This window comes from Pseudomonas sp. UYEF17 (assembly GCF_040546125.1).
GTDB lineage: Bacteria > Pseudomonadota > Gammaproteobacteria > Pseudomonadales > Pseudomonadaceae > Aquipseudomonas > Aquipseudomonas putida_Z.
Genome location: NZ_JBEPNE010000005.1, coordinates 209,393 through 234,359, shown reverse-complemented (window position 1 = coordinate 234,359; position 24,967 = coordinate 209,393). Strand labels below are relative to the sequence as shown.

At 61.9% G+C, this 24,967-nt stretch carries 23 protein-coding genes; 2 read left to right on the top strand and 21 right to left on the bottom strand.

The features are described from left to right. Positions 1-174: 174 nt before the first annotated feature. From ABIB24_RS10820 to ABIB24_RS10760, 13 genes are all read right to left on the bottom strand, one after another. Entirely contained in the window at positions 175-1,005 is an 831-nt protein-coding gene (locus tag ABIB24_RS10820; RefSeq protein ID WP_274078254.1) for a sigma 54-interacting transcriptional regulator, read from the bottom strand. A 64-nt stretch (positions 1,006-1,069) separates the two neighbouring features. After that, a complete protein-coding gene (locus ABIB24_RS10815) occupies positions 1,070-1,651 on the bottom strand; it encodes an alpha/beta hydrolase (protein WP_025341023.1) in 582 nt (193 codons plus the stop codon). Positions 1,652-1,924: 273 nt separating this feature from the next. After that, positions 1,925-2,326, bottom strand: a complete 402-nt coding sequence (locus tag ABIB24_RS10810) for an ExbD/TolR family protein (protein ID WP_025341024.1) — start codon at positions 2,324-2,326, stop codon at positions 1,925-1,927. Position 2,327: 1 nt separating this feature from the next. Further along, positions 2,328-3,047 (bottom strand): MotA/TolQ/ExbB proton channel family protein, encoded by a 720-nt coding sequence (locus ABIB24_RS10805; RefSeq protein ID WP_046613603.1) that lies wholly within the window; start codon positions 3,045-3,047, stop codon positions 2,328-2,330. A 30-nt stretch (positions 3,048-3,077) separates the two neighbouring features. Further along, the gene (locus ABIB24_RS10800) at positions 3,078-3,869 is read right to left on the bottom strand and encodes an energy transducer TonB (protein ID WP_274078256.1); all 792 of its coding nucleotides are present in this window, start codon (positions 3,867-3,869) and stop codon (positions 3,078-3,080) included. A gap of 400 nt (positions 3,870-4,269) precedes the next feature. Next, a complete protein-coding gene (locus ABIB24_RS10795) occupies positions 4,270-5,259 on the bottom strand; it encodes a sulfate/molybdate ABC transporter ATP-binding protein (protein WP_013974693.1) in 990 nt (329 codons plus the stop codon). Between the two features lie 3 nt (positions 5,260-5,262). Then, positions 5,263-6,135 carry a sulfate ABC transporter permease subunit CysW gene (gene cysW, locus ABIB24_RS10790; RefSeq protein WP_137162628.1) on the bottom strand — a complete coding sequence of 291 codons (873 nt, stop codon included), beginning with the start codon at positions 6,133-6,135 and terminating at the stop codon, positions 5,263-5,265. A gap of 11 nt (positions 6,136-6,146) precedes the next feature. Further along, complete coding sequence (gene cysT / locus ABIB24_RS10785) at positions 6,147-6,965, bottom strand: sulfate ABC transporter permease subunit CysT (protein ID WP_046613605.1); 819 nt, start codon at positions 6,963-6,965, stop codon at positions 6,147-6,149. A 184-nt stretch (positions 6,966-7,149) separates the two neighbouring features. After that, complete coding sequence (locus tag ABIB24_RS10780; RefSeq protein WP_025341029.1) at positions 7,150-8,157, bottom strand: sulfate ABC transporter substrate-binding protein; 1,008 nt, start codon at positions 8,155-8,157, stop codon at positions 7,150-7,152. 48 nt (positions 8,158-8,205) lie between these two features. Next, positions 8,206-8,388, bottom strand: coding sequence for a sulfur starvation response protein OscA (gene oscA, locus ABIB24_RS10775; RefSeq protein ID WP_003258557.1), 183 nt, complete (start codon positions 8,386-8,388; stop codon positions 8,206-8,208). A gap of 249 nt (positions 8,389-8,637) precedes the next feature. Further along, positions 8,638-11,691, bottom strand: coding sequence for an efflux RND transporter permease subunit (locus ABIB24_RS10770; protein ID WP_274078257.1), 3,054 nt, complete (start codon positions 11,689-11,691; stop codon positions 8,638-8,640). After that, the gene (locus ABIB24_RS10765; RefSeq protein WP_137162629.1) at positions 11,688-12,755 is read right to left on the bottom strand and encodes an efflux RND transporter periplasmic adaptor subunit; all 1,068 of its coding nucleotides are present in this window, start codon (positions 12,753-12,755) and stop codon (positions 11,688-11,690) included. The genes ABIB24_RS10770 and ABIB24_RS10765 overlap by 4 nt, the downstream gene beginning before the upstream one ends. Continuing rightward, positions 12,752-13,840 (bottom strand): efflux RND transporter periplasmic adaptor subunit, encoded by a 1,089-nt coding sequence (locus ABIB24_RS10760; RefSeq protein ID WP_075046698.1) that lies wholly within the window; start codon positions 13,838-13,840, stop codon positions 12,752-12,754. Before ABIB24_RS10760 ends, ABIB24_RS10765 begins: the two co-directional genes overlap by 4 nt. 272 nt (positions 13,841-14,112) lie before the next feature. Here ABIB24_RS10760 and ABIB24_RS10755 point away from each other — a divergent pair, with 272 nt between their 5' ends. Then, positions 14,113-15,000 (top strand): RHS repeat-associated core domain-containing protein, encoded by an 888-nt coding sequence (locus tag ABIB24_RS10755; protein ID WP_137162630.1) that lies wholly within the window; start codon positions 14,113-14,115, stop codon positions 14,998-15,000. A gap of 157 nt (positions 15,001-15,157) precedes the next feature. Here ABIB24_RS10755 and ABIB24_RS10750 read toward each other — a convergent pair whose 3' ends face one another. After that, positions 15,158-15,436: a DUF3077 domain-containing protein gene (locus ABIB24_RS10750; RefSeq protein WP_025341033.1), complete on the bottom strand. Its 279-nt coding sequence runs from the start codon at positions 15,434-15,436 to the stop codon at positions 15,158-15,160. Positions 15,437-16,077: 641 nt separating this feature from the next. Here ABIB24_RS10750 and ABIB24_RS10745 point away from each other — a divergent pair. Continuing rightward, the gene (locus tag ABIB24_RS10745; protein WP_137162631.1) at positions 16,078-16,533 is read left to right on the top strand and encodes an REP-associated tyrosine transposase; all 456 of its coding nucleotides are present in this window, start codon (positions 16,078-16,080) and stop codon (positions 16,531-16,533) included. Between the two features lie 122 nt (positions 16,534-16,655). On the opposite strand, the gene ABIB24_RS10740 is transcribed toward ABIB24_RS10745, so the two are convergent. The 7 genes from ABIB24_RS10740 to ABIB24_RS10710 all read right to left on the bottom strand — a co-directional run bounded on the left by ABIB24_RS10740 (position 16,656) and on the right by ABIB24_RS10710 (position 24,964). Next, entirely contained in the window at positions 16,656-17,549 is an 894-nt protein-coding gene (locus ABIB24_RS10740; RefSeq protein WP_003258560.1) for an ABC transporter permease subunit, read from the bottom strand. After that, entirely contained in the window at positions 17,546-18,466 is a 921-nt protein-coding gene (locus ABIB24_RS10735) for an ABC transporter permease subunit (RefSeq protein ID WP_013974703.1), read from the bottom strand. The genes ABIB24_RS10740 and ABIB24_RS10735 overlap by 4 nt, the downstream gene beginning before the upstream one ends. After that, positions 18,463-19,605: a polyamine ABC transporter ATP-binding protein gene (gene potA, locus ABIB24_RS10730; RefSeq protein ID WP_013974704.1), complete on the bottom strand. Its 1,143-nt coding sequence runs from the start codon at positions 19,603-19,605 to the stop codon at positions 18,463-18,465. The genes ABIB24_RS10735 and potA overlap by 4 nt, the downstream gene beginning before the upstream one ends. Before the next feature lie 71 nt (positions 19,606-19,676). After that, positions 19,677-20,771 carry a polyamine ABC transporter substrate-binding protein gene (locus ABIB24_RS10725; protein WP_137162632.1) on the bottom strand — a complete coding sequence of 365 codons (1,095 nt, stop codon included), beginning with the start codon at positions 20,769-20,771 and terminating at the stop codon, positions 19,677-19,679. A 158-nt stretch (positions 20,772-20,929) separates the two neighbouring features. Further along, positions 20,930-22,027, bottom strand: a complete 1,098-nt coding sequence (locus ABIB24_RS10720; protein WP_025341036.1) for a polyamine ABC transporter substrate-binding protein — start codon at positions 22,025-22,027, stop codon at positions 20,930-20,932. 170 nt (positions 22,028-22,197) lie between these two features. Further along, positions 22,198-23,559 carry an aspartate aminotransferase family protein gene (locus tag ABIB24_RS10715; protein WP_137162633.1) on the bottom strand — a complete coding sequence of 454 codons (1,362 nt, stop codon included), beginning with the start codon at positions 23,557-23,559 and terminating at the stop codon, positions 22,198-22,200. Positions 23,560-23,605: 46 nt separating this feature from the next. Then, positions 23,606-24,964 (bottom strand): glutamine synthetase family protein, encoded by a 1,359-nt coding sequence (locus ABIB24_RS10710; protein WP_013974708.1) that lies wholly within the window; start codon positions 24,962-24,964, stop codon positions 23,606-23,608. Positions 24,965-24,967: the final 3 nt, after the last annotated feature.

Genomic DNA, 24,967 nt, shown 5'->3' with positions numbered 1-24,967 from the left:
GGTGGTCCTTGTTCTGGTCTGGGCCATCGACGATGGCGAATCGGGTGCCCAACCGGTTCACCAGCGGGCGTGAGGCGGACAATACCCAGATTTTTTATTCCGTAACAATATCTTTTATTTAGCTTCTTATTCCAAAAACAAACTGCCATCAGCCACTTTGCTTATGAGCGATGTCTAGCGCGCGGGGTTTGGCAGGTCGAGGTCTTCAGCGAGGATCTCTTCGCCGTCATTCACCAGCAAGGCGAAGTGGATGACGTTCTCCAGTTCACGGGTGTTGCCGGGCCATGGGTGTGCCTCCAGCGCCTGCTGCGCCGCCTCGCTCACCAGCGGCACAGGCCGTTGCAGGCGCACGCTGTAGATGCCCACGAAGTACTCGGCCAACGGCAGGATATCGCCTGGCCGCTCGCGCAGTGGCGGCAGCTCCAGCGCCCCCTCGCGCAGGTATTGATACAGGCGCTCGTTGAAGCGCCCTGCGCGCACTACCCGCGCCAGGTCGATACTGGTAGCGGCCACCAGGCGCACGTCCACCGGTTGCGGCTGCGGCGCGCCCACCCGGGTAACCTCGCGGTTTTCCAGGGCCGCCAGCAGCTTGCCCTGGATGGCCAGCGGCAAGTCGGCGATCTCGTCCAGGTACAACGTGCCGCCGTTGGCCGAGCCGAACCAGCCGGCACGGCTGCTGGCTGTGCCGCCCTGGCTGCCAGCGCTGTAGCCGAACAGCTCGGCATCGGCGTAGGTGGGGCTGATGGCCGCGCAGTTGACCGACACGAACAACCCGCTGCGGTCACTGGCACGGTGGATCTGCCGAGCCAGCAGTTCCTTGCCGGTACCGGTTTCGCCACGGATCAGCACTGGCAAGGGTTGTGGCGCCAGGTGCTCGAGCTCCTCGCGCAGCTGCTGCGAACGTGGGTCGATGAACACCAGCGCCTTGGCGCGGATGCTCAACGGGCTCTTGTCCAGCTCAGGGAAGGTCAGCAACGGCTGGCCAAAAGGGTTTTGAAAAGTCATGACAAACTCCCGCCCCAGGCCTTCAATGGCCGGGCGTCAGGCAAACGGTAAACAATAAGGGCGATCAGGCGCGGCGCAGTGCGCGCTGCTCGACCCGGCTCTGCAAGCGATACAAGTAGGCGAAACCTTGTTCCCAGCGCTCATGGCCGGACTTGACGTTGATGTGCCCGGCGTTGGTCAGCAGCCCTGCTTCGGCGCCCCAGACCTGGGCCAGGTACAACGCCCTTGGCACGCTCACGGCCGGGTCGTTGTCCGAGCTGACCACCTGGCTGGGAAATGGCAGTGCTTCGGTCGGGATCGGCGCGAAGTTGCGCAGAGCCGGCGCGCAGGTTGGCCGCTCTACGTCAGCGGGTGCCACCAGCAGCGCGCCACGTACCCGCCGCAGCAGGGCCGGGCTGGCTTGCGCGGCCCAATGAGCGACGGTTATGCAGCCCAGGCTATGGGCAATCAGAATCACCGGCGAGCGCTCGGCGGCAATCGCCTGCTCCAGTGCCTGCACCCAGTCCTTACGTTGCGGGGTAAGCCAGTCGTGCTGCTCGACCCGGGCACTGTTGGGCAGGGTGCGCTGCCAGTGACTTTGCCAATGGTTGTCTGGCGATCCTTGCCAGCCCGGCACAATCAGGTAACGAATCGACTCATTGCGCATGGGGACGCCTCCAGTAAGTTTGCGTGCTTGGAGACAAGTATAGGGAGGGAGTTATATCAGTAAAGGAATAAGGAGCTATTTATTAATAACCAAAATGCAATCCTTGTGGGAGCGGGTTTACCCGCGAATGCGTCGGTGATGCCTACATCGCATTCGCGGGTGAACCCGCTCCCACAGGGGGCATTGATAGCCATGAAATCCGGCAAAAAAAAAGGGCCATCCCCTGCCAAGAGATATGGCCCCTAAGCACTTGCCTGAAGAAAGTTGACGGGTTCAGCGCGCGGTAATCACCGCCAGCTTGCTGATCCCCGCACGTTCGATAGCCGCCATGGCCCGCGCCACTTCGCCGTAGTTCACGCCGTCATCGGCCTGCAGCTGTACGCGCACGTCCACGTCCTTGTCCTTGGCGGCCTTGAGGCTGGTTTCCAGCAGGTCGGGCTGGATCTCGTCCTTGTTGATGAACAACTTGCCATCACCGTCGATGCTGACCACCAGCGGGTCCTTCTGCTCCACCGGGGCCACGGCCTCGGTCTTGGGCAGGTTGATGGGGATGGCATTGGTCAGCAGCGGCGCGGTGACGATGAACACCACCAGCAGCACCAGCATGACGTCCACCAACGGCGTGACGTTGATTTCACTGAGGACTTCGTCGCTGTCCTGGGTCGAAAAGGCCATGTCAGGACGCCTCCTTCACCGGTTGGGTGAAACCGGCCTGGGGCCTGTGCACGGCCGGGTGCACCAGCACGCGGAAGGCACTCTTCTGCGCCAGGCTGTAGAAGTCGTGGGCGAAGTCATCGAGGTCGGCGGCGGTGAGCTTGAGGCGGCGCAGGAAGTAGTTGTAGACCAGCACCGCCGGCACCGCGACGGCGATACCCACGCCGGTGGCCACCAGTGCCGCGCCAATCGGCCCGGCCACGGTTTCCAGGCTGGCGGAACCGGCCGCGCTGATGCCCTTGAGCGCTTCCATGATGCCCCAGACGGTGCCGAACAGGCCGATGAAGGGCGAGGTACTGCCAATACTGGCGACCACCGCCAGGCCGGTTTCCAGCGAACGGCGCTCACGCACGATCTGCTGGCGCAGGGCGCGCTCCAGGCGGTCCTGGTGGTTGATGGCGTGGCTCAGGTCATTGGCCTGGCTGTCACCGACAGCGATGGCGGCATAACCGGCCTGGGCAACACGGGCGGCAGGGCCAGGCAGTTCGTGGCTGGGCTCGGCAGCCGAGTCCAGGCTCGAGGCGGCCCAGAATTGCTGGTGGAAGCGTTTGTCCTGGTTCTTCAGCCGCACGAACTGCACGACCTTGACCAGGGCCAGGCCCCAGGTGACGACAGAAAAACCGACCAGCAGCCAGATGACTGCGCTTTCAACGGATTCGAGGGGGGATGCCAGCAGGCTCATGATGATGTCTTCCTGTGTTCTGCGAAAAAGTTAGCGAAGCTTGAAATCGATCGGCACGCTGACCCAGCCGGTCTGGGCCACGTCGCCCTGCTTGGCAGGCACGAAGCTCCAGCGCTTGACCGCGGCCAGTGCGGCAGCGTCGAGGGCATCACGGCCGCTGCTCTTCTGGATCTGGATCTGCCCGGGCTTGCCGCTGGGCAGCACCTCGACGCGCAGCAGCACGGTGCCTTCCCAACCGCGGCGTTGGGCCATCTGCGGGTACTCCGGCGCCGGGTTCTTCAGGTACGCCGCGTTGGCCGATGCCGGGGTGACCGGGGCCGGCGCGGGTGGCGCTGGCGGGGCCGGGGCAGCCACAGGGGCTGGCGGCGGCGCTACGACCGGCTTGGGCTGCGGCTTGGGCTGTTGCTTGACCACCGGCTTGGGCACGGGCTTTGGCTTGGGTTTGGGCTTGGCGGCCAGCTCGTCGACCACGGGCGGCGGTGGCGGCTGGACCACCGGCGGTGCCGGGGCTGGTGGCGGTGGCTCGACTACAGGTGGTGCCGGCGCGGCGAACTCGATGGTCATCGGCGGTACTTGCGGTGGCACCACCGGCAGCTCGGGCGTTGGTGCCTGGCTGACCCAGTACGCTGCAGCGCCATGCAGGGCCAGCACCAGCAGGCCCAACACCAGCTTGTCGCGGCGCTTGAGCCCGCTGACAGGCGTGCGTTGCAGGCGCAGCTGGCCAAGCGGGAGGCGAAGCGTGCGTCCAAGGTCGACCAGGTCACCCGGTGCCGGGCGCCATGGCTGGTCGTAGGCCCTGACGGCCGACTGGACATTACCCATTGATCAAACTCCTGGGACTCGATTCAGGTGTGTGGCTGAATCATCGGGGTCAGGGGCTTATCTCTTAAAGTAATGTTTACAGTTATGATTAGAACTTTACTGAATATAGATTTTGGCGAGTTTCTCAACGCCGCGAGTTTCGCGGGGTGTAGCAGAGCGAGCCATGAATCATGCTTTGCAGGCATTCAAAATATTCGCGCAAGGCATGAGATTGCCGCGAGGGCTACGCCCTCGATTCGCAGCACAAGGCTGCTCCTACAGGGACCGCGCAAGTTCAGGCAATGCGCGGTCCTTGTAGGAGCAGCCTTGTGCTGCGATGGGCTGCAAAGCAGCCCCGGCAATCCATCAGGCATAAAAAAGCCCAGGACCAACCCCGGGCTTTTTCATCATCAAAGGCGACTCAGATATCCGCCACCTTCTGCCAAACCTTCGGCCGGAAGAACAATGTTTCCCCCCGCGCCAACCCGGTCAGGCTGTCATGGTCCTTGACCACTTCGGCCTCGATCAGCTCGCTCTGCCCTTCCACCTTCAAGGTCACCCGCGTGGTCGCGCCCAACGGCCGGATGTCGCGCACCTCGGCCGCATGGTGCCCTTCGGTCTCGTGTCGCGACAACGACACTTCGTGCGGGCGGAACAGCACATGATGCCCTTCGCTCAGGGCCAGGCGGTTGGAATCACCGAGGAAGTGGTAGACGAAATCGTTGGCCGGGTGCTCGTACACCTCGCCCGGCGAGCCGATCTGCTCGATCACACCCTTGTTCATCACCACGATGCGGTCGGCCACCTCCATGGCTTCTTCCTGGTCGTGGGTGACGAACACCGACGTCAGGTTGATGTCCTCGTGCAGGCGTGCCAGCCAGCGGCGCAGCTCCTTGCGCACCTTGGCATCCAGCGCACCGAAAGGCTCGTCCAGCAACAGCACCTTGGGCTCCACCGCCAGCGCACGGGCCAGGGCGATACGCTGGCGCTGGCCACCGGACAACTGCTCGGGGTAGCGGTCGGACAGCCAGTCCAGCTGCACCATGTTCAGCAGTTCATGCACCTTCTCGGCAATCTTGCTCTCGCTCGGGCGCTCGCCCTTGGGCTTCATGCGCAGGCCGAAGGCAACGTTGTCGAACACACTCATGTGGCGGAACAACGCGTAGTGCTGGAACACGAAACCGACGTTGCGGTCGCGCACGTCATGGCCGGACACGTCCTCGCCATGGAACACGATATTGCCCTGATCGGGGGTTTCCAGGCCGGCGATGATGCGCAGCAACGTGGTCTTGCCGCAGCCGGACGGGCCGAGCAGGGCCACCAGCTCGCCGCTGTTGATGTCCAGGTTGATGTTGTCCAGGGCCTGGAAGCTGTTGAAGCGCTTGCTGACGTTACGAACTTCGATCGACATGAATCATTCCTCCGCGGCGCTGTGGCGCAGGCGGTTAATACGGTTCTCGCTCCACTGCTTGAGCAGCAGGATGAAGAGCGCCAGGATCAGCAACAGGCTGGCCACGCTGAAGGCCGCGACATGGTTGTACTCGTTGTAGAGGATCTCCACATGCAGCGGCAAGGTATTGGTCACGCCGCGAATGTGGCCGGACACCACCGACACCGCGCCAAACTCGCCCATGGCCCGCGCGGTGCACAGCACCACGCCGTAGATCAGGCCCCATTTGATGTTCGGCAGGGTCACGTGCCAGAACATCTGCCAGCCATTGGCGCCGAGCAGGCGCGCGGCCTCCTCTTCCTGCGTGCCCTGCTCCTGCATCAGCGGGATCAGCTCACGGGCCACGAACGGTACGGTGACGAAGATGGTGGCCAGGACGATGCCCGGCAGGGCGAACACGATCTGGATATCGTGGTCCTGCAGCCACGGCCCGAACAGGCCTTGCGCACCGAACATCAGCACGTAGACCAGGCCGGCGATCACCGGCGATACCGAGAACGGCAGGTCGATCAGGGTGACCAGGATACTCTTGCCACGGAAGGTGTACTTGCTCACGCACCAGGCGGCGCTGACGCCGAACACCAGGTTCAGCGGTACCGAAATGACCACGGCGAGCAGGGTCAGCTTCAGCGCCGACAACGCGTCAGGCTCGAAGATCGCTTCGAAGAAGGTGCCAAAGCCGTTCTTCAGTGCCTGCGATACCACGATCACCAGTGGCAGCAGCAGGAACAGCGCGAACACCAGCCAGCCAAGGCCGATCAGAATACGCCGCGAAGTGACGCTGCCCCGGCGGGCGGCGTTGGCGGCGGCGGTTGCATTCAGGGATGAACTGGACATGCCGGCCTCCTTCAAGGGGTTTCGATGCGGCGCTGCAGCAGGTTGATCAGCAGCAGCAGGATGAAGGAAACCACCAGCATCAGCACGCCGATAGCGGTCGCGCCGGTGTAGTCGTACTGGTCGAGCTTGACCATGATCAGCAGCGGCAGGATCTCGGTCTTCATCGGCATGTTGCCGGCAATGAAGATCACCGAACCATACTCGCCCACGCCGCGGGCGAAGGCCAGGGCAAAGCCTGTCAGCCAGGCAGGCAGCAGCGCTGGCGCCAGCACGTGGCGGAACACCTGCAGCGGCTTGGCGCCCAGGCAGGCGGCAGCCTCCTCCACTTCACGCGGAATGTCGGCCAGTACCGGCTGCACCGTCCGCACCACGAACGGCAGGGTGACGAAGGTCAGCGCCAGGGTGATGCCCAGCGGGGTGTAGGCGATCTTGAAACCCAGGTCGGTGGCGAACTGGCCGACCCAGCCCGAAGGCGCGTACAGGGCGGTCAGGGCGATACCGGCTACGGCCGTGGGCAGGGCGAACGGCAGGTCGATCATCGCATCGATGATCTTGCGCCCGGGGAAGGTGTAGCGCACCAGCACCCAGGCCAGCAGGGTGCCGATCACTCCGTTGATGATGGCGGCGAACAGGGCGGTGCCGAAACTCAGCTTGAGCGCGGCGATCACCCGCGGCGCACTGATGACGTTCCAGAACTGCTCCCAGGTAAGCTGCGCGGCATGCACGAACATGGCGGCCAGCGGTATCAGCACGATCAGGCTGAGGTACACCAAGGTGTAGCCCAGCGTCAGCCCGAAGCCGGGTATGACGGGGGAAATGCGGCGTGACATAAATATCCCTGGTTGAACGCACTTGGCCCGGGAACGATCCCGGGCTGGTGCTAGCTTCTGAAATCCTGGGGCTGCTTTGCAGCCCATCGCGACGCAAGGCCGCTCCTACAGGGGTGCGCGTACCTCTGTAGGAGCGGCCTTGTGTCGCGATGGGCCGCAGCGCGGCCCCGCTTTTCCTTGGCCCTTACTGTGCCTGATAGATCTGGTCGAACACACCGCCATCATTGAAGAATTTAGGTTGTGCAGTCTTCCAGCCACCAAAGTCCTTGTCGATGGTCACCAGGTCCAGTTTCGGGAACTGCTTGCCGAACTCGGCAGCGACCTTCTCGTCACGCGGGCGGTAGAAGTTCTCGGCTGCGATCTTCTGCCCGGCCGGGCTGTACAGGTGCTTGAGGTATTCGCTGGCAATCTCGGTATTGCCCTTCTTCTCGGCGTTCTTGTCCACCACCGCCACCGGCGGCTCGGCGAGGATCGACAGCGACGGCACGACGATCTCGAACTTGTCGGCGCCACCGTCTTCCTTCAGTGCCAGGAAGGCTTCGTTTTCCCAGGCCAGCAGCACATCGCCCTGGCCGTTGTTGACGAAGGTGATGGTCGAGCCACGGGCGCCGGTGTCCAGCACCGGCACGTGCTTGAACAGCTCCTGCACGTAGGCCTTGGCTTTCTCTTCGCTACCGCCGGTCTTCAGGCCATAGGCCCAGGCAGCCAGGAAGTTCCAACGGGCGCCGCCGGAGGTTTTCGGGTTGGGGGTGATGACCGACACGTCCTTCTTGATCAGGTCGCCCCAGTCCTTGATGCCTTTCGGGTTGCCCTTGCGCACCAGGAACACGATGGTCGAGGTGTACGGGGTGCTGGCATCCGGCAGGCGGGTCTGCCAGTTGTCCGGCAGGGTCTTGCCGAGCTTGGCGACTTCATCGATGTCGCCGGCCAGGGCCAGGGTCACCACGTCGGCACGCAGGCCATCGATCACCGCACGGGCCTGCTTGCCCGAACCGCCGTGGGATTGCTGGATCTTCACCTTGTCGCCCGGGTGGGCCTGTTGCCAGTGCTTGATGAACTCGGCGTTGTACTGCTGGTACAGCTCGCGGGTCGGGTCGTAGGACACGTTCAGCAGTTCGTAGTCCTTGGCGATGGCGGAACCGGCAAAAACAGCACTGGCCAGGGCGGCGAGCGCATAACGGCGGATGGACATGGTGAAGCTCCCGATTGGCATTTTTCTAGTTTTGAATGTGTGGTGCGATCAGCCGGTCTTGTTGCCGGGCTGCTGCAGGCGGAACTTCTCCTTGCGCTCGATCTGCACGACCTGAGCGTTGTGCACGGTAATCTCCACCGCACCGAATCGCAGGTCGCGCAGAGCGCTCTGGATTTCACGCAGAATGGTGGCTTCGTCCTGACCGTCGATGCTACGCAGAGATGCACTCATGCTCGTTCTCCTTGGAGTGAGGGTGCCGGGCTGAGGTTTGAAGGGGATTTGCGCCTGGCTTGAGGGCAATAGTAGTGAGGCGGGGTTATTCTTAAAAATACTGTTTAAGAATTTTTATATAACCAAAAACAAAAGACAATTTCGAAGGCGACGGAAGGCCCTGTGGGAGCGGGTTCACCCGCGAATGCGGCGGTGGTTCCACCATCGCATTCGCGGGTAAACCCGCTCCCACAGGATCCGTGCAGGGCTTCAGTTGTGTTTCTGTGGCTCGCGGATCTTGTACCAGGCCACATACAAGGCCGGCAGGAACAGCAGCGTCAGCAGGGTCGCCACGATGATCCCGCCAATCATGGCGTAGGCCATCGGCCCCCAGAACACCTCGCGGGCAATCGGGATCATGCCCAGGCTCGCCGCCGCCGCGGTCAGCAGAATCGGCCGGCGCCGGTGGTTGGTGGCCTCCACCACCGCATCCCACGGCGACAAGCCCTGGGCTTCGAACTCGTCGATCTGGGTCACCAGGATCACCGAGTTACGAATGATGATGCCCGCCAGCGCGAGAATGCCGAGAATCGCCACGAAGCCCATGGGCGTACCTGTGGGCACCAGCGCAATGATCACGCCAATCAGCCCCAGCGGCGCCACGCTGACCACCAGGAACAGCTTCTGCACGCTGTGCAGCTGGATCATCAGGAACGTCGCCATCAGGAACAGCATCAGCGGGATGACCTTGCGGATCGGCCCCTGCGCCTTGGCGCTCTCCTCCACCGTACCGCCGGTGGCCACTTCGAAGCCGACCGGCAACTTGCTGGCGAACTCGTCGATCTTCGGTTTCAGCTGGGCCACCAGGTCGGTGGGCTGGATGTCGCCGTTGACCGAGGCCTTGATGGTGATGGTCGGCTTGCGGTCACGGCGCCACACCAGCGGCTGCTCCAGCTCGTAGCGCACGGTGGCGAACGCAAGCAGCGGGATCGAGGTGCCGTTGGGTGTCAGGATCTGCAGGTTCTGCAGGGTATCGGGCGAGCCACGCTCGCTGTCCTCGGCACGGGCGACCACGTCGACCAGGTAGATGTTGTCGTTGACCTGGGTGATCTGCACACCGCTGACGATGCTGTTCATCACATTGGCCACATCCTCCGACGACAGGCCCAGCTGGCGCGCCTTGTCCTGGGCGATTTCCACGCGCAGCACCTTACCCGGCTCGTTCCAGTCGTAGATCATCTCGCCGATGTGCTCGTTCTGGTCGAGCAAGGTGGCCAGCTCGATGGCGTGCTTGCGTACCTGGTCGATATTGGCGCCGCTGACCCGATACTGGATCGGCCGGCCCACTGGCGGGCCCATTTCCAGCGATTGCACGTTGGTGCCGACGCCAACGAACTCTTCATGCAGGATCTTCTGCAGGCGGTCCATCATGGCCTGGCGTTCCTCGAAGCCCTTGCTGACGATCACCAACTGCGCGTAGTACGGGTTCTGCAGCTGCTGATCGAGGGGCAGGTAGAAGCGGATCGCGCCTTGGCCGATGTAGGTACTCCAGTGCACCAGGTCCGGGTCGTCCTTGATCCGCGCCTCGAAGCGGTCGACCACCTTGCGCGTCTCTTCGATTGAGGCGTTTTGCGGCAGGTTGAGGTCGACGAGGATTTCCGGGCGGTCCGAGGACGGGAAGAACTGGTTCTGCACGAAACGCTCGCAGAAGATCGCCAGGGCGAACAGCACCACGGTGCCGATGATGGTCAGCCAGCGGTTGCGCATGCACCACAACAAACCATGCTCGAAGACCCGGCCGACACGGCCAGGCTCGGCTTCGTGGGGCTTGAGCTTGGCGCTGCTGAGAATGTGCACGCCGAGCACCGGGGCGAAGAACACCGCTACCACCCACGACACCATCAGCGCCACGGCAATTACCGCAAACAGCGTGTAGGTGTACTCACCCGCCGAACTGGCGTTGAGGCCGATCGGCACGAAGCCGGCCACCGTCACCAGGGTGCCGGTAAGCATGGGGAAGGCGGTGGAGGTATACGCAAAAGTCGCCGCCTGCTCCTTGCTTTCGCCCATCTCCAGCCGTGTGACCATCACCTCCACGGTGATCATCGCATCGTCCACCAGCAGGCCCAGGGCGATGATCAGCGCCCCCAGCGAAATCCGCTGCATGGTGATGCCGCTGTATTCCATGAACACGAACACCATGGCCAGCACCAGCGGGATCGAGCAGGCCACCACCAGCCCGGCACGCACGCCGAGGCTTACGAAGCTCACCGCCAGCACGATCACCACCGCCTCGAACAGCGCACTGGTGAAGCCGCCCACCGCTTGCTTGACCACCACGGCCTGGTCGGAAACAGTGTGCACCCCGACGCCCACCGGCAGGTCTTCGATCACCTTGTCCATGCGCTTTTTCAGCGCCGCGCCGAACACCTGGATATTGCCGCCGGCCTTCATGCCGATGGCCAGGCCCAACGCCGTCTGGCCGTTGTAGCGGAACATCGGCGAAGGGGGGTCGACGTAGCCGCGCTCGATATCGGCGATGTCGGCCAGGCGGAAGAAGCGGTCGTTGATCTTCAGGTTGACGGTTTGCAGGTCCTTTTCCGAGGTGAACTGCCCGGAGGTACGCACCGAGATACGTTCCGGCCCGGCCTCGATCACACCGGCAGGGGTCACGGCGTTTTGCGATTGCAGGGCCTGCATGACCTGGCGCTGATCGATGCCCAGGGCTGCCAGCTTGCGGGTGGAGAAGTTCAGGTAAAGCACTTCGTCCTGGGTGCCGATCAGCTCGATCTTGCCGATGTTGGGCACATCGCGCACTTCGGCCCGCGCCTGTTCCACATAGTCGCGCAACTGGCGCAGGGTCAGGCCGTCGGCGGTGAAGGCATAGATAGAACCGAACACATCGCCGAATTCATCGTTGAACCCGGGCCCCTGGATGCCCGCAGGGAATTCACCGCGAATGTCCTGGATCTTCTTGCGCACCTGGTACCAGATTTCCGGGATGTCCTTGGCCTTGGTGGTATCGCGCAGGTACACGTAGACCGTGGATTCGCCGGGGCGGGTGTAGCTTTTGGTGTAGTCGAGGGAGTCGAGTTCCTCGAGCTTCTTCTCGATACGGTCGGTGACCTGGTACAGGGTTTCGTCCTGGGTCGCGCCGGGCCAGCGGGTCTGGATGACCATGGTCTTGATGGTGAACGACGGGTCTTCCTCACGGCCCAGGTTGAAGTAGGAGAAGATCCCCATCAGCAGGCCAACGAACATCAGGTACCAGACGAACGATTGATGCTTGAGTGCCCAGTCGGACAGGTTGAAGCTTCCTTTCATTGCGCATCCTCGTCGAAGGTGACCTTCTGGCCGGGCTTGAGGCTGTTCACGCCCGCAGTCACCACCCGCTCGCCGGGCTGTACGCCCGAGCTCAGGACGATGCTGTCGGCGGTGCGGCCGATCAGGGCCACGTCACGAGTGGCCACAGTCTTCTGCTGCGTATCGATCACCCATACCTGCGTCTTGCCGTCGCGCTCGAGCAAGGCACTCAAGGGCAGTTCGCTGCGCGGCGACACCTCCGAACTCAGGGTCACGCTGATGGCGGTGCCCAGGTGGAAGGCCGCCGGGGTGCTGGCCAGGGTCAGGCGCGCGCGGCGGGTGCGCGTGGTGGCGTCGGCCTGGGGCTCCAGTTCCCGCAGGCTGGCGGTGGTGTTGATGGTCGGGTCCAGCTGCGAAGCAACGGTGAAGGTCAGGCCTTTGCTCAACTGCTCGGCCAGGCCGATCGGCAGGTCGATCACCGCTTCCTTCACATCCGGCCTGGCCAGGGTTACCACAGCCTGGCCGGCGGTGACGGTTTGCCCGGCTTCGGCCTGCCAGGCAGTGATTACCGCGGCGTGGTCGGTGCGCAGGGTGCTGTAATCGAGCTGGTCACGCGCCTGGCTGAGCGCAGAGCGCGCTTGCTCCAACGCCGCACTGGTGGTTTTAAGGTTGGTCTGGGCGATATCCAGCTGGGCCTGGGCGCCTACGCCACGGTCGTACAGCTGTTGCTGGCGGCGGGCATCGGCCTGGGCGTTGATCCACTGCGCCTGCACCTTGGCCAGGTCGCCTTCGGCGGCACGCAACTGGTTCTGCTGGTCGGTCGGGTCGAGGGTGGCCAGGGTGTCCCCCGGTTTCACCTGGGCGCCCACATCCAGCCAGCGCCGGGCGATACGCCCGGATACCCGGAAGCCCAAGGTGCTTTCGAAACGTGCCTGGATACTGCCGGCGAAACGGCCCAGCTGCGACTGCACCTGGGGTTCGACCTTGACCGACAGTACCGGCCGAATCGGCTCCGGCACTTCATCCTCGCTACTGCAGCCGGCCAACAGCACGCCGGCCGACAGCATCAGCAGCAGGCGCTTCATAGCTCACCCCCGTTGCCCTTGGCATCGATCTTCAGCACCTGCATGCCGGGGTGCAGCAACTGCCCGCCATTGACCACCACGGTCTCGCCGCCTTTCAGGCCACTGGCGACCACGATCCTGCCGGTGAGGTAACGGCTGACCTCGACCTTGCGCAGCTCTACCTTGTCACCCTCGCCCACTACCCAGACGGCGGGCTCATGCAGGGCCTTGGTCAGTGCCGACCATGGCAGCTCGATACTTGGTCGGCCCTGGGCATTGGTGGTGGCCGTCACCGGTGCACCCAGTTGCATCCCTGGCGGCACATCCCTCAGCCCGACCTTGACCTGTACCGTGCCGCTTTGCGCAGACACCGTAGGGGTAATTTCACGCACGAAGCCACGGGCCTGGACCTTGGGGTCGTCCAGCAGGCTGACGATCACGCCGGCGTCGCTGGGCGGGGCCACCAGCAGCGATTCGTAGACATTGAACACGGCATCACGATCACCATCGGTGGCCAGGCTGAAGATTGGCATGGTCGCTTGAACCACCTGGCCGACCTCAGCCTGGCGCTCGGTGATGACCCCATCGGCCTCGGAGACCAGCGCGGTATAGCTCAGTTGTTCGTTGGCATTGGCCAATTGCGCCTGCGCGGCCTTGAGCGCGCTCTGGTTGCTGCGCAGCGCGGCTTCGGCGGAATCGTATTCGCTCTGGCTGGTGTAGCCCTTGGGTAACAGCTTTTGCTGGCGTACGAAGGCAGCGCTGGTCTGGGTGACCCGCGCCTGCGCGGCGAACACCTCGGCCTTGGCCGAGTCGACATTGTTCTGCAGGTCTTTCGGGTCCAGCCGCGCCAGCACCTGGTTGGCCTTTACGTGGTCGCCGACATCGACACTGCGCGAGATGATCTTGCCGCCCACACGGAACGACAGGTCGGTCTGCACCCGCGCCTGCACATCGCCAGTCAGGGTGACCCTGGCAGCGAAATCGGTGGGTGATACCTGTTGCACGCCTACGCGTGGCAGTGTTTCGGTGGTTTCTTCCTTACTACAGCCCGACAGCAGGGACACAAGCCCCAGGCAGACGACCAACAGCGGACGTATCAACGTCATGCAGGCTCCTTGCTTGCGCGCAAATGATTCGTGGGATGCGACTGTCAGCGTAGTTCAGGGTTGGACAAACGGCACTGGCCACATGCGCAAGGGAGACATTCCGAGGCCGGTGTCACAGGGCGGGCTCGGCGCAACTTGTTCGTTGAAAACCTGGCATTTCTGCCAGTAGCCGATCATCGCCAGGGCATTACATAGTGTCCCCAACCGGTCGCCCCGATAGTGGCACCACAGAGAGGCATTTTTCTGTTCACCCTTGAACCCTCGGAGGCCCCATGGCCGCTGCAAAAAGTTCACGCCGCTTCTACCAGAACGGCCGTGTTTCCACCGAACTCGGCGGGTCTGTAACACGCTCCATCTTCCGGCATCAGGGTAGCCTCCTGGCGCAATGCACATCAGGTGCTGAGGTATCGCGTTCTATCATGACGGTGAACAATACCAACACCGTCATGAGCGAATTTGGACACACCGGTAAGACGCAGTTCGCTTATACCCCCTATGGCCGACGCCCAGGCGAGAGCAAATCGAATAACCCCTTCGCATTCAACGGCGAGCAGCTAGACACGACAACAGGCTGTTACTTCCTAGGCAATGGTTATCGTCTCTTTAGCCCGATACTCCGAAGGTTCTTTAGCCCAGATAATCTAAGCCCGTTTGAGGAGGGTGGCCTGAACGCTTATGCGTATTGTGTGGGGGATCCGGTGAATAGTACTGATCCCTCGGGGCACTTCCCGCGTAAAATGCTCTTGGATGTTTTATCGTTAACCTTGATAGCAGCATCAATTGCAGGAGCAATTGCGACGGCGGTTACGAAGCCCAAAAAGGCTGAACTCTATTCGTTCTTGGCACTCACTGCGGCTGCAGTAGGGACCGGCTTGGTTATAATGCGTGTCACTTCATCTAGTCGACTATCTGCCCCGTTCCTTCGGCGCCGGCGGCAAACAGAAGTACCTGTCCAATCTCCTGTCCAATCTGGACCGCCTCCTGACTACGCACCTTTCGGTCCACCGCCTTACGCGGATGTAACTCCTACCACGAATATTGAGATGACCCCACTTGCTAATATTGAAGGCAGTCCGGGAGTCAGCACTCCCGGAGCTGCACCTCCCCCTTACCACGTGGCTATGTCTGCTAATGATGTTCGCAACCCGGAATGGAGTTAAGGGTTGGATAACCGACAATGATGGAGATTAGTCGGCATTTTCAGCGCCTGCGCGGGCCTTTTCGCGGGTGAACCCGCTCCCACAGGTATTGAGCAAACCCTGAAGGCTGCACATGACTGTGTGGGAGCGGGCGTGCCCGCGAAAAGGCCGGTACAGGTCAGAGTTGAACTGAAGCCTTGTTCAGTCCCAGCTCGATGTCATCGATCAGTGCTTTGGCAAAGCCACTGAGAATTCTCGCGGCACTACCGGCCAGCCGGTCATTTTCCATCTCGGCTTCGGTCGTCAGGTGATTGATGCAACCGAGCATTACGGAGAGTTCGGAGAAGGCATGGTTGAAGGGGATATTGGCCTGGACGCGGAAAAGGTCCATGCAGGTTTCTTTACCGACGGTGCTGCTGTGTGATGGATGGGGAGTGCCTGGAGCAGAATTGGTCATGGTGGATCTCCTATATCTGGACAAGGAGTTGCCACCTTCATCTTTCTCACGGATCAGGGCGGCAACCGTACGCGAGGTGAGAAACCGCGGATATAGGAACGCAGCCAGACGTAAGTCTGCCCGCGCACGGTTGCCATGACGAAAGCACTATATCGTTGGGTTCTCACACCCAGTCCCAAGTACGTTATCCCTGGGGCATTTCCCCAGCAACAGAGCAGCTTCCACACGGCTCGTAGGATAATTCCCAAGCCGATCCGACTGAAGCCTTTGGTTTGAGTTGATGAAAAGTCGTACACCTCGAGGGCCTCTTCGCGGGTGAACCCGCTCCCACAGGGTTATGTGCAGCCTTCAGGACCTGTGCAATACCTGTGGGAGCGGGTTTACCCGCGAAAGGGCCGGTACTGCCATCCACAAATCTCTGCCATATTCAGAAACAATCATCTACACAGCACCTGCATCTCCCACTGGGGCATGCGCAAGCCCTGAAGGCTGCACAGATCCTTGTGGGAGCGGGTTTACCCGCGAAAGGGCCGGTACTGCCATCCGCAAGTCTCTGCCATATCCAGAAACCATGATCTACACAGCACCTGCATCTCAGCCACTACCTTTGAAAAGTCACCTGCTATTCAAGGAAGAAGCCAATGTCGCGAGCCCAGTCTCACCTGCTTCGCCGTGGTCGCTATTCAGAACTTGGCCGGCTCTATCTGCTGACCACCGTCACCCACCAGCGCAAGCCGCTGTTCCATGATTTCCACCATGCCCGGCTGGTCATTCACCAACTGCGACAATCAGACCAGGAACATGCCTGCCGATCACTGGCCTGGGTGCTGATGCCGGACCATCTGCATTGGCTGATCGAGTTGAAAGGTACGACGTTGGGCACCTTGATGCGCAGGTTCAAGTCCAGGTCCAGTCTGGTTTTGCATCAGGCGGGGGTTGAGCATGATCCGGTATGGCAGCCTGGGTATCAGGACCGGGCACTGCGGCGGGAGGAGAGCATGGTGCATGTTGCCAGATACATTGTTGCCAACCCCTTGCGGGCTGGCTTGGTCAGTAGTGTCAGGGACTATCCACATTGGGATGCAGTCTGGCTTTGAATCTGTGCTGGGGCATTCGCGGCGGTTCGGCGCCCCGATGAACCCGCTCCCACAGGTACTGCGCAGGTCTTGAAGACTGCACATGACCCTGTGGGAGCGGGTTCACCCGCGAAGAGGCCGGGTCAGGCCGACGCAGCCACCTGCGCCGGGCGCTTGACCTGTGGCTGCGAAGCATTCGCCGCAGCGCCCTCTTCGATCGCCTGCTGTATCGCCTTGCGACGGCGCTCTTCGGCCTGGCGGCTGAAGTACCAGACGAAGAAGGTCACCAGCGACACCGACAGCAGGATCAGGCTTGCCACGGCGTTGATCTCCGGCTTCACGCCCAGGCGTACCGCCGAGAACACTTCCATCGGCAAGGTGGTCGAACCAGGGCCGGAGACGAAGCTCGCCAGTACCAGGTCATCCAGCGACAGGGCGAACGACATCATGCCGCCCGCCGCCAACGACGGCGCGATCATCGGGATGGTGATCAGGAAGAACACCTTCCACGGCTTGGCACCCAGGTCCATCGCCGCTTCCTCGATCGAAAGGTCCAGCTCACGCAGGCGTGCCGACACCACCACCGCCACATACGCGGCACAGAACGTGGTATGGGCGATCCAGATGGTGACGATGCCGCGCTCCTGCGGCCAGCCAATCATCTGCGCCATGGCCACGAACAGCAGCAACAGCGACAGGCCGGTGATCACCTCAGGCATTACCAGCGGCGCGGTGACCAGGCCACCGAACAGCGTACGGCCCTTGAAGCGGGTAACCCGGGTCAGCACGAACGCCGCCAAGGTACCCAGCGCCACCGCCGCCACCGCCGTGTAGCAGGCGATTTCCAGCGAACGCATCACCGAACCCATCAACTGGGTGTTGTCGAGCAGGCCGACGTACCACTTCACCGACCAGCCACCCCATACCGTCACCAGCTTGGAGGCGTTGAACGAGTAGATCACCAGGATCAGCATCGGCAGGTAGATGAACAGCAAGCCGAGCACCAGCATCAGCTTGGAGAAACTGAAGCGCTTCATGCCCTGCCCTCCATTTCTTTGGCCTGGCTGCGGTTGAACAGCAGGATCGGCACGATCAGGATCGCCAGCATCACCACCGCCAGCGCAGAGGCCACCGGCCAGTCACGGTTGTTGAAGAACTCTTGCCACAGCACCTTGCCGATCATCAGGGTTTCCGGGCCGCCAAGCAGTTCAGGGATCACGAACTCGCCCACCACCGGGATGAACACCAGCATGCAGCCGGCGATGATGCCGTTCTTCGACAGTGGCACGGTGATCTTCCAGAAGCTGTTGAAGGTGCTCGAACCCAGGTCCGAAGCGGCCTCGAGCAGGCTCGGGTCGTGCTTCACCAGGTTGGCGAACAGCGGCAGGATCATGAACGGCAGGTACGAATAGACCACGCCGATGTACACCGCCAGGTTGGTGTTGAGGATCTGCAGCGGCTGGTCGATCAACCCGGTCCACAGCAGGAAGCCGTTGAGCAGGCCGTTGTTGCTGAGAATACCCATCCAGGCATAGACGCGGATCAGGATCGCGGTCCAGGTCGGCATCATGATCAGCAACAGCAGGACCGTCTGGGTTTCCTTCTTGGCGTTGGCGATGGCATAGGCCATCGGGTAGCCGATCAGCAGGCACAGCAGGGTGCTGAAGAAGGCCATCTTCAGCGAGCCCAGGTAGGCCGAGATATACAGCTCATCCTCGGTCAACAGGCCATAGTTGGCCAGGTTGAGCACCAGCTGCAGCTTGTCTTCGACGTAGCTGTAGATCTCGGTATACGGCGGGATAGCCACGTCGGCTTCGGCGAAGCTGATCTTCAGCACGATGAAGAACGGCAGCATGAAGAACAGGAACAGCCAGATGAACGGCACGCCGATCACCAGGTGCCGCCCCTCCGGGGTAATACGCTGGAAGGCTCGCTTGAGCTTGCGCAGTTTCATGACCGCAGTACCACGCCGCTGTCGTCTTCCCACCACACGTACACTTCATCGCCCCAGGTCGGGCGCGTGCCCTGGCGCTCGGCGTTGGCGACGAACGACTGGACGACCTTGCCGCTCGGCAACTCGACGTAGAACACCGAATGGCCACCCAGGTAGGCAATGTCGTGAACCTTGCCGCGCGACCAGTTGTGCTCGCAGGTCGGTTGCTGGGTGGTGACCAGCATCTTTTCCGGGCGCAGGGCATAGGTGATGTGCTTGTCTTCCACCGACGTGGTGATGCCGTGGCCGACATAGATCTTGCGCTCCAGCTCCGGGCTGGCAATGATCGCGTGGCCTTCGGCGTCGTCGACCACTTCACCTTCGAACAGGTTGACGTTGCCGATGAACTCGCACACCAGGCGGCTGGTAGGCGTCTCGTAGATGTCCACCGGCGAACCGATCTGGGCGATCCAGCCCAGGTGCATGATGGCGATGCGCTGGGCCATGGTCATGGCCTCTTCCTGGTCGTGGGTCACCATCACGCAGGTCACGCCCACGCGCTCGATGATCTCCACCAGTTCCAGCTGCATCTGCGAACGCAGTTTCTTGTCCAGTGCACCCATCGGCTCATCGAGCAGCAGCAGCTTGGGGCGCTTGGCCAGCGAGCGGGCCAGGGCCACGCGCTGGCGCTGGCCGCCGGACAGCTGGTGCGGCTTGCGCTTGGCGTACTGAGTCATGTGCACCAGCTTGAGCATCTCGGCCACGCGGGCGTCGATTTCGGCCTTGGGCATCTTGTCCTGCTGCAGGCCGAAGGCGATGTTCTGCGCCACGGTCATGTGCGGGAACAGCGCGTAGGACTGGAACATCATGTTGATCGGCCGCTCGTAGGGCGGCATGTCGGTGATGTCGACGCCATCGAGGAAGATCCGCCCTTCGGTCGGGCGTTCGAAGCCGGCCAGCATGCGCAGCAAGGTGGACTTGCCGGAACCGGAGCCACCCAGCAGGGCGAAGATCTCGCCCTTGCGGATTTCCAGGGACACATCGTCCACGGCTACCGTTTCGTCGAACTTTTTCGTGACCCGGTCGATCTTGACCAGCACCTGCTTGGGTTGCTGGCCACCCTCGAGGGCTTTTTTATAGGCACCGGAGGCAACTGCCATGAGTGAAACTCCCAACAAGATTTTTGTGCCCGCGAGCCCTGTTCTACAGGTGCCGCCACGGGCCTGGATTTTTACTTGCCCGACTTGACCTTGGTCCAGCTACGGGTCATCAGCCGTTGCACCTTGGGTGGCAACTCTGAGTTCACGAACATCTTGTCCAGCACTTCCTGCGGTGGGTAAACCGCGGCGTCAGTCCTCACGGCCTGGTCCATCAGGTCGCCAGCCTTGGGGTTCGGGTTGGCGTAACCGACGTAATCACTGACCTGGGCGATAACCTCAGGCTTCAGCAAATAGTTGATGAAGGCATGCGCCTCTTTGACGTTCTTGGCGTCCTTGGGGATCGCCAGCACGTCGAACCAGAGGTTGCCGCCTTCCTTGGGAATGGCGTAGGCCAGGTTCACGCCCTTCTTCGCTTCTTCGGCGCGGGCCTTGGCCTGGAACACATCACCCGAGAAACCTGCCGCGACGCAGATGTCGCCGTTGGCCAGGTCGGTGATGTACTTGGACGAGTGGAAGTAGGTCACGTACGGGCGTACCGCCAGCAGTTTCTTCTCGGCGGCCTGGTAGTCCTTGGCATTGGTGCTGTTGGGGTCCAGCCCCATGTAGTTGAGCACCGCCGGCAGCATTTCGTCCGCCGAGTCGAGGAAGGCCACGCCGCACTTGGCGAGCTTCTTCATGTTCTCGGGCTCGAACAGCACTGCCCAGGAGTCGATGGTGTCCACGCCCAGCGCGGCCTTCACCTTGTCGACGTTGTAACCGATGCCGTTGGTGCCCCACAGGTAAGGCACGGCGTACTGGTTGCCCGGGTCGTTCTTTTCCAGGCGTTTCATCAACGCCGGGTCCAGGTTGGAATAATTGGGCAGCAGGTTCTTGTCGAGCTTCTGGAACGCGCCCGCCTTGATCTGCTTGCCGAGGAAATGGTTGGATGGCACTACCACGTCATAGCCGGTGTTGCCGGCCAGCAGCTTGCCTTCCAGGGTTTCGTTGGAGTCGAACACGTCTTGCACGGGCTTGATGCCCGTGGCTTTCTCGAAGTCCGCGAGTGTGGTCGGGCCGACGTAGTCGGACCAGTTGTAGAAGTGCACCGTAGGCGCCGCTTGGACGCTGCATGCCAGCGTCAGGCCCGCTCCAGCCATCAAGGCCTTGCGGAATACAGAAATGGACAAGTGGGTGGTCCTCACAATCAGTGCCTGGGTAGCGACAATGCTGCCGCACACGCAAAACCGGCGCGCAACTTACCTTCGCAGCTTCGATGCCGCAATCATCAATTGCCTTTCACTGGCTCTGGGCCGGGATTCCCCGGCCCAGAGGTACCGCATCGGGCTTATTTGCCCGACTTGATCTTGGTCCAGCTGCGGGTGATCACACGCTGGGCAGACGCTTCAGGCGCAGCGATCGCGTACAGCTGCTTCTTCACTTCAGCTGGCGGATAGATGCTCGGATCGCTGGTGATTTCCTTGTCCACGAACTGGGTGGCGGCAGCGTTGCCGTTCGGGAAGCGCACGGCGTTGGTGATCTCGGCCATGATTTCCGGCTGCATCAGGAAGTTCATGAACTGGTAGGCAGCGTCTTTATGCTCGGCATCCTTGGGGATGGCGACCATGTCGTAGAAGGTACCGGCACCTTCCTTCGGAATGACGTAGTCCACCTTGACCTTGTCACCGGCTTCGTGGGCACGGGCCTTGGACTGCTCCAGGTCACCCGAGTAACCGACGGCTACGCAGATGTTGCCGTTGGCCATGTCGCCGATGTACTTGGACGAGTGGAAGTAGGTGATCGAAGGACGGATCTTGAGGAACAGGTCCTCGGCGGCCTTCAGGTCTTCCTTCTTGGTGCTGTTGCTCGGCAGGCCCAGGTAGTGCAGCGCAGCCGGCAGCATTTCGGTCGGGGCATCCAGGAAGCTCACGCCGCAGCTCTTGAGCTTGGCGATGTTCTCAGGCTTGAACACCACGTCCCACGAGTCGATCTTGTCCACGCCCAGCGCGGCCTTGACCTTCTCCGGGTTGTAGCCGATGCCGATCGAGCCCCACATGTACGGGAAGGCGTGCTTGTTGTCCTTGTCGCTGGCATCGCCAACGGCCTTGAGCAGGTCAGGGTCGAGGTTCTTCCAGTTCGGCAGCTTGGAGCGGTCCAGTTCCTCGTACACGCCAGCCTTGATCTGCTTGGCCAGGAAGTTGTTCGAAGGCACGACGATGTCATAGCCCGACTTGCCTGCCAGCAGCTTGGCTTCGAGGGTTTCGTTGCTGTCGAAGACGTCGTACTTGACCTTGATGCCCGACTGTTTCTCGAACTTGGCGATGGTGTCCGGAGCGATGTAGTCCGACCAGTTGTAGACGTTCAACACCTTGTCTTCAGCCTGAACAGCGGTAGCCATGGCACCCATCAGGGCGGCGGCCAGCAACGTCTTGCCCATTTTATTCATGCGTAATGCTCCAGAATTTTTTATTTAGCCATCTGTTCAGCAGCCAGGACCTACGGTGCAGAGCGCGCGGCGACTGAAACAGTCGCTAGTCTGGCAAGTTACAAGGCTCTGTATCAAGGAAAGCAGGGCCTTGTAACGACTTAATGTCACATCGCTAGCCTAGCAAACTGTCAGAGGATCGCTTCGAGCGTCAGGTCCAGGCATTTGCGTGCCTTTTCCACCAGTTCGTCGATCTCTGCATGGCTGATCACCAGCGGCGGCGCAATGATCATGGTGTCACCCACCGCGCGCATGATCAGGCCGTTTTCGAAGCAGAAGGTGCGGCAGATCATGCCCACGCCCTTGCCCTCGTAACGGCTGCGGGTGGCCTTGTCCTTGACCAGCTCGATCGCGCCGAGCAGGCCCAGGCCGCGTACCTCGCCCACCAGAGGGTGGTCCTGCAGTTCACGCAAACGCTTTTGCAAATACGGTGCCGCTTCGCTGCGCGCCTTCTCGACGATTTTCTCGTCACGCAGGATGCGCAGGTTTTCCAGGCCCACGGCGGCCGCTACCGGGTGGCCGGAGTAGGTGAAGCCGTGGTTGAAGTCGCCACCTTCGCTGAGTACTTGGGCCACGGTGTCACGCACGATCACACCGCCCATGGGGATGTAACCGGAAGTCAGGCCCTTGGCGATGGTCATCAGGTCGGGCTTGAGGTCGTAGTAGTCGGAGCCGAACCACTCGCCGGTACGGCCGAAACCGCAGATCACTTCGTCGGCGACGAACAGGATGTCGTACTTGGCAAGGATCTCCTTCACCTTCGGCCAGTAGGTTTCCGGCGGGATGATCACGCCGCCGGCGCCCTGGATCGGCTCGGCGATGAAGGCGGCGACATTGTCTTCGCCGACTTCGAGGATTTTCTTCTCCAATTGCTCGGCCGCCCACACCCCGAACTCATCCGGGGTCATGTCGCCGCCTTCGCCGAACCAGTAAGGCTGCGGGATATGCACGATGCCCGGGATCGGCAGGCCGCCCTGCTCGTGCATGCCGCTCATGCCGCCCAGGCTGGCACCAGCCACGGTGGAGCCGTGGTAGCCGTTGATGCGGCCGATGATGGTCTGCTTCTGTGGCTTGCCTTTCAGCGCCCAGTAATGGCGGACCATGCGCAGCACGGTGTCGTTGCCTTCGGAGCCGGAGCCGGTGAAGAACACATGGGTCATGCCTTGCGGCGCCACGTCGGAGATTGCCTTGGCCAGTTCCAGCGCAGGCGGGTGGGCAGTCTGGAAGAACAGGTTGTAGTACGGTAGCTCGCGCATCTGCTTTTCTGCCGCCTGCACCAGTTCTTCACGGCCATAACCCACTGCCACGCACCACAGGCCAGCCATGCCGTCGAGGATCTTGTGCCCCTCGCTATCCCACAAATGCACACCCTGGGCCTTGGTGATGATGCGCGGCCCCTTCTCCTTCAGCTGCTTGTAGTCGCTGAAGGGCGCGAGGTGATGCTCCCCGCTCAGGGTTTGCCATTCACGGGTTTGCGGGTTGTTGACGCTCATGTGCTTCTCCGTTGTTCGACAGCCGCGTCCTGCGGCACCAAGTTGATCAGACAGCAAACAGCAGGAACTCACGCTCCCAGGAACTGATGACTCGCTTGAAGTTCTCGTGCTCGGCGCGCTTGGTAGCGACGTAGCCGGTGATGAACTTCTTGCCCAGGTACTGCACCAGTGCACGGCTGTTTTCCATGCGTTCCAGGGCATCTTCGATGGTCAGTGGCAGGCGCAGGTTGCGGCGTTCGTAGCCACGCCCCTGCACCGGCGCGCTGGCGTCGATGCCTTCGACCATGCCGATGTAGCCACACAGCAGGCTGGCGGCGATGGCCAGGTAAGGGTTGGCGTCGGCGCCTGGCAGGCGGTTCTCGACCCGGCGGCTTTGCGGGCCGGCGTCCGGCACGCGCAGGCCGACGGTACGGTTTTCCTCGCCCCATTCCACGTTCACCGGCGCCGAGGTGTCGGGCAGGAAGCGGCGGAACGAGTTGACGTTGGGGGCGAACAGCGGCAATGCCTCGGGGATGAACTTCTGCAGGCCACCGATGTGGTGCAGGAACAGTTCGCTCATGCTGCCGTCGTCGTTGCTGAAGATGTTCTTGCCGGTGGCCACGTCGACGACGCTCTGGTGCAGGTGCATGGCACTGCCTGGCTCGCCGGTCATGGGCTTGGCCATGAAGGTGGCGGCCACATTGTGCTTGAGCGCGGCCTCGCGCATGGTGCGCTTGAACACCAGGATCTGGTCGGCCAGGTGCAGGGCGTTGCCATGACGGAAGTTGATCTCCATCTGCGCCGTGCCGTCTTCATGGATCAGCGTGTCGAGGTCCAGCTGCTGCAGTTCGCACCAGTCGTAGACGTCTTCGAACAGCGGGTCGAATTCGTTGGCGGCTTCGATCGAGAACGACTGGCGGCCGGTTTCCGGGCGGCCCGAACGGCCTACCGGGGGCTGCAGCGGGAAGTCCGGGTCTTCGCTGCGCTTGGTCAGGTAGAACTCCATCTCCGGCGCGACGATCGGCTGCCAGCCCTTGTCGGCGTAAAGCTTGAGGACTTTCTTCAGCACGTTGCGCGGCGACAGTTCGACCGGGTTGCCCTTCTTGTCGTAGGTGTCGTGGATCACCTGGGCGGTCGGCTCGATGGCCCATGGCACCAGGAACACGGCGTTCTCGTCGGGGCGGCAGATCATGTCGATGTCCGCCGGGTCCAGCAGTTCGTAATAGATGTCGTCGTCGACGTAGTCGCCGGTCACGGTCTGCAGCAGCACGCTCTCGGGCAGGCGCATGCCTTTTTCGGCGATGAATTTGTTGGTAGGCGAAATCTTGCCGCGCGTGATGCCGGTCAGGTCACTGATCATGCATTCGACTTCGGTGATCTTGTGCTCTTTCAACCAATCGGTGAGCTGGTCGAGGTTGTTACTCATAAA